Annotated in this window: 4 protein-coding genes; 3 read left to right on the top strand and 1 reads right to left on the bottom strand. The window is 42.9% G+C overall.

Annotated elements, in window-relative coordinates:
* Window positions 1-238: 238 nt before the first annotated feature.
* Window positions 239-2,605 (top strand): ABC transporter permease, encoded by a 2,367-nt coding sequence (locus tag Q3A68_RS12400; RefSeq protein WP_302901406.1) that lies wholly within the window; start codon window positions 239-241, stop codon window positions 2,603-2,605.
* Window positions 2,606-2,768: 163 nt separating this feature from the next.
* Here Q3A68_RS12400 and lpdA read toward each other — a convergent pair whose 3' ends face one another.
* Complete coding sequence (gene lpdA / locus Q3A68_RS12395; RefSeq protein WP_302901405.1) at window positions 2,769-4,172, bottom strand: dihydrolipoyl dehydrogenase; 1,404 nt, start codon at window positions 4,170-4,172, stop codon at window positions 2,769-2,771.
* 402 nt (window positions 4,173-4,574) lie between these two features.
* Here lpdA and Q3A68_RS12390 point away from each other — a divergent pair, with 402 nt between their 5' ends.
* Together Q3A68_RS12390 and Q3A68_RS12385 are read left to right on the top strand one after the other, a co-directional pair.
* Window positions 4,575-6,230: a M1 family metallopeptidase gene (locus Q3A68_RS12390; protein WP_302901404.1), complete on the top strand. Its 1,656-nt coding sequence runs from the start codon at window positions 4,575-4,577 to the stop codon at window positions 6,228-6,230.
* A gap of 143 nt (window positions 6,231-6,373) precedes the next feature.
* Entirely contained in the window at window positions 6,374-8,035 is a 1,662-nt protein-coding gene (locus Q3A68_RS12385; RefSeq protein WP_302901403.1) for a M1 family metallopeptidase, read from the top strand.
* The last annotated feature ends 74 nt before the right edge of the window (window positions 8,036-8,109 follow it).

The following is an 8,109-nucleotide window of genomic DNA, read 5'->3' as shown; positions in this document are numbered from 1 at the left end:
TGATTTATTAAATTTAATGACTAATATTAATAGATTTTTAACCCTCCAAAACTGACAACCAAAAAACGTACAAGACCCATTGTATAGCTTTTTTAGGACGGGTCAGATTGTTATGCTTGCGGACGTATGTTGTTCATTTTCGAACACCTAAAATCCAATATAAAATTGTAATTTTCTACATATCAAATAGTTATCCAGATGGCATAATATTTAATACGAAAGACTAAAATTAAACCGCATGATCAAGAGCTATTTTAAAATTGCCTGGAGAAATCTTTGGCGCAACAAAGGATTCTCATTCATTAATATCACAGGTCTTGCAATAGGCATGTGTGGGGCGATACTCATTTTTACATGGGTGCTAAATGAACTTAGCTTTGACCAGTTTCATAGCAACAAAGACAATTTATATAAGGTATGGAACAAAAGCTTCCCAATAAACGGTGGACAGGTTTATACCTGGGATATTACTTCTTCACCGGTAGGTCCTGGCATGCAGTTGCAATTCCCTGAAGTGAAAGCTACAGCACGCATTTACTGGCCTATGGACCGGCTGTTCAATTACCAAGATAAAAGCATAATAGCAAATGGCCGGGATGTAGATAAGCAGTTTCTGACCATGTTTAGTTTTCCGATGATTCGTGGCAATAGTGTACACGCGCTTGATGATGTGAAAGGCATCGTGCTAACGAAAAGCCTGGCCAAAAAAATATTCGGAACGGATGACGCCGTTAGCAAAGTGGTCAAGCTCGACAATAAAGACTTCTATAAAGTAACTGGGGTAATTGCTGATCCGCCTGCAAATACCCAGTTTCAATTTGATTACCTGATATCGCTCGCACCTAATATTGGAAAATTCGCTTCTGATACCTGGAATAACGGTAGCTATAACACCTATGTGCTTTTAAACCCGGGCGCCGATGTGGAAAGATTTAATAATAAGCTTAAGGGGTTTATTCCAAAACACGACCCAACGCTCAAATTTGATGCCTTCTTATATCCGGCAAGCAAATGGCACCTTTACGGCAATTTTGATAACGGAAAACCTTCCGGAGGACTTATAGAGACCGTCAGGCTAATGACCGTTATCGCTTGTCTTATCCTATTTATCGCCTGCATCAATTTCATGAACCTGAGTACTGCTCAGAGTGAAAAACGCAGTAAGGAAGTGGGTGTTCGTAAAGTCATAGGCGCAAACAGATTCTCACTCATTAAACAATTTTTAGCGGAATCTATATTGATTGCATTCATAGCCGGTTGTATAGCTATATTATTGGTACAATTGTTTTTACCCGAATTTAATAAACTTACCGATAAGCGCCTCGTTATTGATTATCTTAATCCTTACTTCTGGCTGGCAGCAATCGGCTTTATATTATTTACCGGTGTGCTAGCAGGAAGTTACCCTGCGTTTTTTCTGTCTGCATTCAGGCCTGTAAAAGTTTTAAAGGGTGTGTTCAAAGCGAAGGCCAGCACCTTCCAACCGCGCAAGCTATTGGTAGTTATCCAATTTACTGTGGCTATTGTGCTGATCGTTTCCACGATTATCATCTATAAACAAATAGATTATGTGCAAAACCGCAATACCGGCTATTCGCGCGATAAGCTGGTTGAGCACCCAATGACAGGCGACATCAAGAAAAATTACGAGCTGATAAAAAATGAGCTGATCAGCCAGGGAGTCGCTGCTGCTGTAAGTAAAACCAGTTTATCTGTTACTATCGACGGAAGCCAATCAAGTGGCTTTACCTGGGGAAAAGCAGATCCGGGCCAAAAAGACTTTAGCTTCAGCAACTTTGCCACTTCAGGCGATTTTGTTAAAACCTTCGGATTTCAACTGGTGCGGGGCCGCGATATCGACCTGAAAGCTTTTCCGTCAGACACTGCTGCTGTTGTGATCAATGAAGCAGCGGCTAAGGTTTTCGGCTTTAAGGATCCTATCGGACAGACTATTAAAAGTGGCACCGTTCCGTTAACCATCGTTGGTGTGATAAAAAACTTCATTATTAGCTCTCCTTTCCAACCAGTAGGACCGATGCTGGTTTATGGCAGCAATCACTGGTTTTTTAATACCATGACCTTTAAAATGAATGTTAATCGCCCCACGGCACAAAACTTAAAAATTGCCGAGGGCATATTCAAGAAATACAATCCTGCCTATCCTTTCCAGTATAGTTTTGTTGACCAGGAGTACGCCGAAAAATTCAAAGACGAAACACGCACCGGAACCTTAGCCACATTATTTGCAGTATTAACTATTGTCATCTCCTGTCTTGGTCTGTTTGGTCTAGCCGCCTATATGGCCGAAAATCGTTCGAAAGAAATTGGCATACGCAAGGTATTGGGCGCCAGCGTGATCAGCATTATGCAGCTATTAACCAAAGAATTTGTAGCCCTCGTGATCATCGCAATCGTAATTGCCACACCAGTGGGATGGTGGTTAATGAGCAAATGGCTTCAGAATTATAATTACCGTATTAATATCAGCTGGCTGGTATTTGCCGGTTCGGGAATATTGGCCATCATCATCGCTATAATCACAGTAAGTTTCCAGGCAGGTAAGGCGGCGGTAGCCAAACCTGTAAACAGCATTAAAGCGGAGTAATTTAATATTTATAGATGATTGGTGGGTGTAGCCAGGACCTTACTGATGTGACTGCCTTGAAAAAATTAAAAAAGAATGGTCAGGCTTAAAGCAGAATTGACAATTTTTAAAAGTTGTCAATTCTGAAATATCATGTACTAACTGCACACCACCACCTGCCAATTCAAATATGAATCGGTCTGTTATCGGTAGCTGCTAAACAAGCCTCCCTGAATGCCTCCGTAAAGGTTGGGTGTGCATGGCTCATTCTGGAAATATCCTCTGCCGATGCACGATATTCCATCGCTACCACAGCTTCGGCAATCATATCAGCAGCACGCGGGCCGATCATGTGTACGCCCAATATTTCGTCGGTAGTAGCATCTGCTAAAACTTTTATAAAGCCATCCAGATCACCGCTTGCAACAGCGCGGCCATTGGCTCTGAACGGGAACGAACCGGTTTTATATTTAACACCTTTCTCTTTCAGTTGCTCCTCAGTTTGACCAACGGCAGCAACTTCTGGCCAGGTATAAACTACACCCGGGATCAGGTTATAATCGATATGCGGTTTTTGTCCGGCAATGATCTCGGCTACCATTGTGCCTTCATCTTCTGCCTTATGTGCCAACATTGCTCCACGAATCACGTCGCCAATGGCATAGACGCCTTTTACACTGGTTTCCATATGCTCGTCGACTGTGATCTTACGACCGCGTTCTTCTACAGCCAGGCCGATCTTATCCAAACCTAAATTATCAGTATAAGCTATACGGCCAACCGCAACCAGGCAATAATCGCCTTTCAATTCCTTCTTCTCACCGTTTGGTGCGTCAAATGTCACCGTCACCTCTTTACCTTTTACAGTAGCGCCGGTTACTTTGTGACCGGTGTAAAACTCCATGCCTTGTTTTGAAAGCACGCGCTGTAGCTCCTTACCCAATCCACGATCCATTGTCGGGATGATGGAGTCCATAAATTCGATTACCGATACCTTCGCACCCAGGCGTTTGTACACAGAACCTAACTCCAAACCTATAACACCACCTCCAATCAGGATCAGGTGTTTTGGCACTTCGGTTAAAGTTAATGCCTCTGTTGATGTGATTATTCTTTTCTTATCGTTTTTAATGAATGGCAGTGCAGACGGCTTTGAACCGGTCGCAATGATAATATTCTTGCCTGTGATCTCCTGCTCGGTGCCATCCGGTTTTTTAATGATGATGGTGTTTTTATCCTTAAATGAGCCAACACCTTGTATACCGTCGATCTTGTTCTTTTTGAACAGAAAGCTGATACCGCTGGTGTTCTTATTTACCACATCTACCTTACGCTTCATCATCTGCTCCATATCAACAGAAAGATTATCCAGGTTGATGCCGTGGGTTTTGAAAGAATGGGCCGCATTGTAATAATGCTCCGATGAATCCAACAAAGCTTTCGACGGGATACAGCCAACATTAAGGCAGGTTCCGCCGTAGGTAGCATATTTCTCGATACAAGCAGTTTTTAACCCCAGCTGGGCACAACGGATAGCAGCTACATAGCCGCCAGGACCCGAGCCGATAACGATAACATCATATTGCATAGTAGTGTATTTTTGTGGTGCGGCAAAGGTAAGTATTTTAGAGATTAGTGGGTAGAGTTTAGATATTAGTTGACGTTGAGGCTATATTTAGCGGGATTAGAACGGGCCTCGTAACTGGGTATTAATATTTTTAACTATTATGGGTGTTACACATCGTTACACCTGATACAGGTAACACCTATTTCAGGTACCCGCTCATCCCACACTAATTTCCTCACCACATTTTATCCCACACTTATCGCATTGTAACAGTTATGTGCCAAAATCAACTTATTGCTGATATAGTTGCTAAATTTAACGCACCCGATTAAGTTAGCTGAATGAAACCATCATGATCTCCCATTTATAATTAACACACAGATCATGATAGCTTCATCACCGTTAAAAAACAATTAAATATTGATGAAAAAAATACTTACATCCATGTTTATCATTTGCCTGATGCACACTTACCTGCACGCACAGCTCTTGGTGGACAAGGACAAATTCACCCGCGCGGATACTTTACGGGGAGCACTCACGCCATTGCGCACCTGCTATGATATTAACTATTACCATCTGGATGTGAAATTTGACATCAATAACAAATTCATCAGCGGCAGCAACCTGTTTAAATTTACTGCCACGCAGGATTTTACTCAACTGCAGTTCGACCTTTTTGCTAATCTTAAAATTGAAAAAGTAGTTTATAAAGATTTGGAACTGCCTTATAAACGAGCGTTCAATGCGGTGTTCGTTACTTTCCCGCAAACCATTAAGAAGGGCAGTAAGGGCGAATTTACGGTCTATTATTCCGGCAATCCAACTATTGCCCAAAATGCGCCCTGGGATGGCGGGGTTGTTTACACGCAAGACACAACAGGCAAACCCTGGGTGGCTACCGCCTGCGAAGGCGTAGGCGCCAGTATCTGGTGGCCTAATAAGGACCATCTGTCTGACGAGGTAGACAGCATGATGATCAGCATAAGCGTACCTACAGGCCTAAAAGATGTGTCCAATGGTCGCCTGCGTAAAGTAACCAACCTGGGCGATGGTTATACCCGTTTCGATTGGTTTGTGGCTAACCCCATCAATAATTACGATGTAACAGCCAACATTGGCGACTATACTGAGTTTACAGATACCTACAATGGCGAAAAAGGCAAGCTCGATCTGGATTACTGGGTGATGCCTGCTGATCTGGAGAAAGCCAAAAAGCAATTCGCGGCCAACGTAAACCCGATGCTCAAGGCATTTGAATATTGGTTTGGCCCATATCCTTTTTATGAGGACGGTTACAAACTCGTAGAAACCCCGCACCTGGGAATGGAGCATCAGAGCGCTGTAGCTTATGGGAATCATTTCCTGAATGGTTATTTGGGCCATGATCTTTCATTAACAGGCTGGGGATTAAAGTGGGACTATATCGTGGTTCATGAGAGCGGGCATGAATGGTTTGGCAACAACATCACCGCAAAAGATCTGGCTGATATGTGGATCCACGAAAGCTTTACCTGCTATTCGGAAGCGCTTTTTGTCGATTATCAATATGGCAAACAAGCAGGTCAGGAATATATCCATGGAGCGCGCCAGGGAATTGAAAATAACAGTCCGATCGTAGGAGTTTATGGTGTGAATAAGGAAGGCTCTCAGGATATGTACCCTAAAGGATCGGTACTGCTTAATACAATAAGGACGATCATTAATGATGATGAAAAATGGCGCAGCATTCTTCGCGGGTTGAACAAGACATTTTATCATCAGACCGTTACTTACGATGATATTATCAATTATATCAATAAACAATCAGGCATAAATTTATCGCCAGTTTTTGATCAATACCTGCATTATAAGGGTCTGCCAACCTTGCAATTTACTTGGAAAGACGGCAAGCCTTACTGCAAATGGATAGCGGATGCCAGGAATTTTAATATGCCAATAAAACTACGGATTAAGGGCGGAGAATATAAAGTCATTCGACCAACCGCTGCTTTGGAGCCTGTTAATTTACCCGGTGCAACCAGGGCAAATTTGCAGATTGATACATTGAACTATTATATAAAAACATCGGGGTTGTAGAGTGATCCTAACAAAAAGAAAGGGTGTCATCCTGAGGCACTCGAAGCATGGCGGGGACGGCCTGTGCGCACTCTCCTTCGAGAGCCTCAGGATGACACAGCACACTTTGGAAACATTTTATAATTAGACTTTAGATTTAAACCATGATAAAGAAATCAATTCTCTTCACCATCGCAGCATCATTGATCGCGCTAAATACATTTGCGCAGTTAGGGATCAATAAAGAAACATTTACACGTGCCGATTCGCTCAGGGGCTACCTTACTCCCTTACGTACCTGTTATGATATTAACTATTACCACTTAGATGTCAAGTTCGATATCCCGAACAAATTCATCAGTGGCAATGTACTGTTTAAGTTTACCGCTACACAGGATTTTACCAAACTACAATTCGACTTGTTTGCGAACCTGAAGGTGGAGAAGGTAGTTTACAAGGGCCAGGAATTACCTTACGCGCGCGAGTTTAATGCGGTGTTTGTAACCTTCCCGCAAACTATTAGCAAAGGGAGCAAGGAGGAATTTACGGTTTATTATTCAGGCAATCCAACCATTGCTAAACGCGCTCCCTGGGATGGCGGTGTTGAGTACAACGTGGATTCATTGGGACATCCCTGGGTATCCACAGCCTGCCAGGGTATGGGCGCCAGTGTGTGGTGGCCAAATAAAGATCACCAGTATGATGAGGTAGATAGTGCTCTGATCAGTATCAGTGTACCAACGGGATTGAAGGATGTATCCAACGGTCGCCTGCGAAAAGTGACCAAGCTGAAGGATGGCTATACCCGCTTCGACTGGTTTGTAGCTAACCCGATCAACAATTATGACATTGAAGCTAACATTGGCGATTATGCCCACTACAGCGACACCTATGAGGGCGAAAAAGGCAAACTAACGCTGGATTTCTGGCCATTGAGCTATAACCTGGAGAAAGCCAAAAAGCAATGGGGCGAAAACGCCAAACCGATGATAAAAGCTTTTGAACACTGGTTCGCGCCATATCCTTTTTATGAGGATGGGTATAAACTGATTGAGTCACACCACCTCGGAATGGAGCACCAGAGCGGAACAGCCTATGGCAATCATTATCAAAACGGTTATTTAGGCCGTGATCTTTCAGGCACTGGCTGGGGATTGAAATGGGATTTTATCGTAGTTCATGAAAGCGGCCATGAGTGGTTTGGTAATAACATTACCTCAAAAGATCTGGGCGATATGTGGATACACGAAAGCTTTACCAATTACTCTGAATCTTTATTTATCGAAACCAAATGGGGTAAACAAGCTGGGCAGGAATATGTGCATGGCACACGTTTACTTATCTCAAACGACCGCCCTATTGTTGGCCCATACAATGTGAACAAAGAGGGCTCTAGCGATATGTACTATAAAGGCGGCAATCTGCTGAATATGGTGCGTACTATTATTAATGACGATGAAAAATGGCGCTCCATTCTTCGTGGACTTAATAAAACATTCTATCATCAAACGGTTACTTATGATGATATTGTCAATTACATCGATGAGCAATCCGGGATAAATATGTCATCAGTTTTCGATCAATACCTGCACTACAGAAACCTGCCAATACTGGAGTTCATGACTAACCGCGACGGTAAACTGGCCGTGCGTTGGCAGGCCGATGCCAAAGGCTTTAATATGCCTGTAAGAGTAAAAACAAAAGGCGGTGATTATCAATACATTAAACCGACCACGCGTTTTACTCCGGTAACTATTGAGGGTGCAACCAAAGACAATATTGAAGTCGACACTTTCAATTATTATATCGGCGTATTGGTAGACTGATGGTCATCTCCTGCATACGCGTCATTGCTTCGTTCAGGCAATGACACGTATTTATTTTTTTGCTATATTCATGC

Source organism: Mucilaginibacter tolerans, from assembly GCF_030519375.1.
GTDB lineage: Bacteria > Bacteroidota > Bacteroidia > Sphingobacteriales > Sphingobacteriaceae > Mucilaginibacter.
This window is presented reverse-complemented; position numbering and strand designations above follow the sequence as displayed.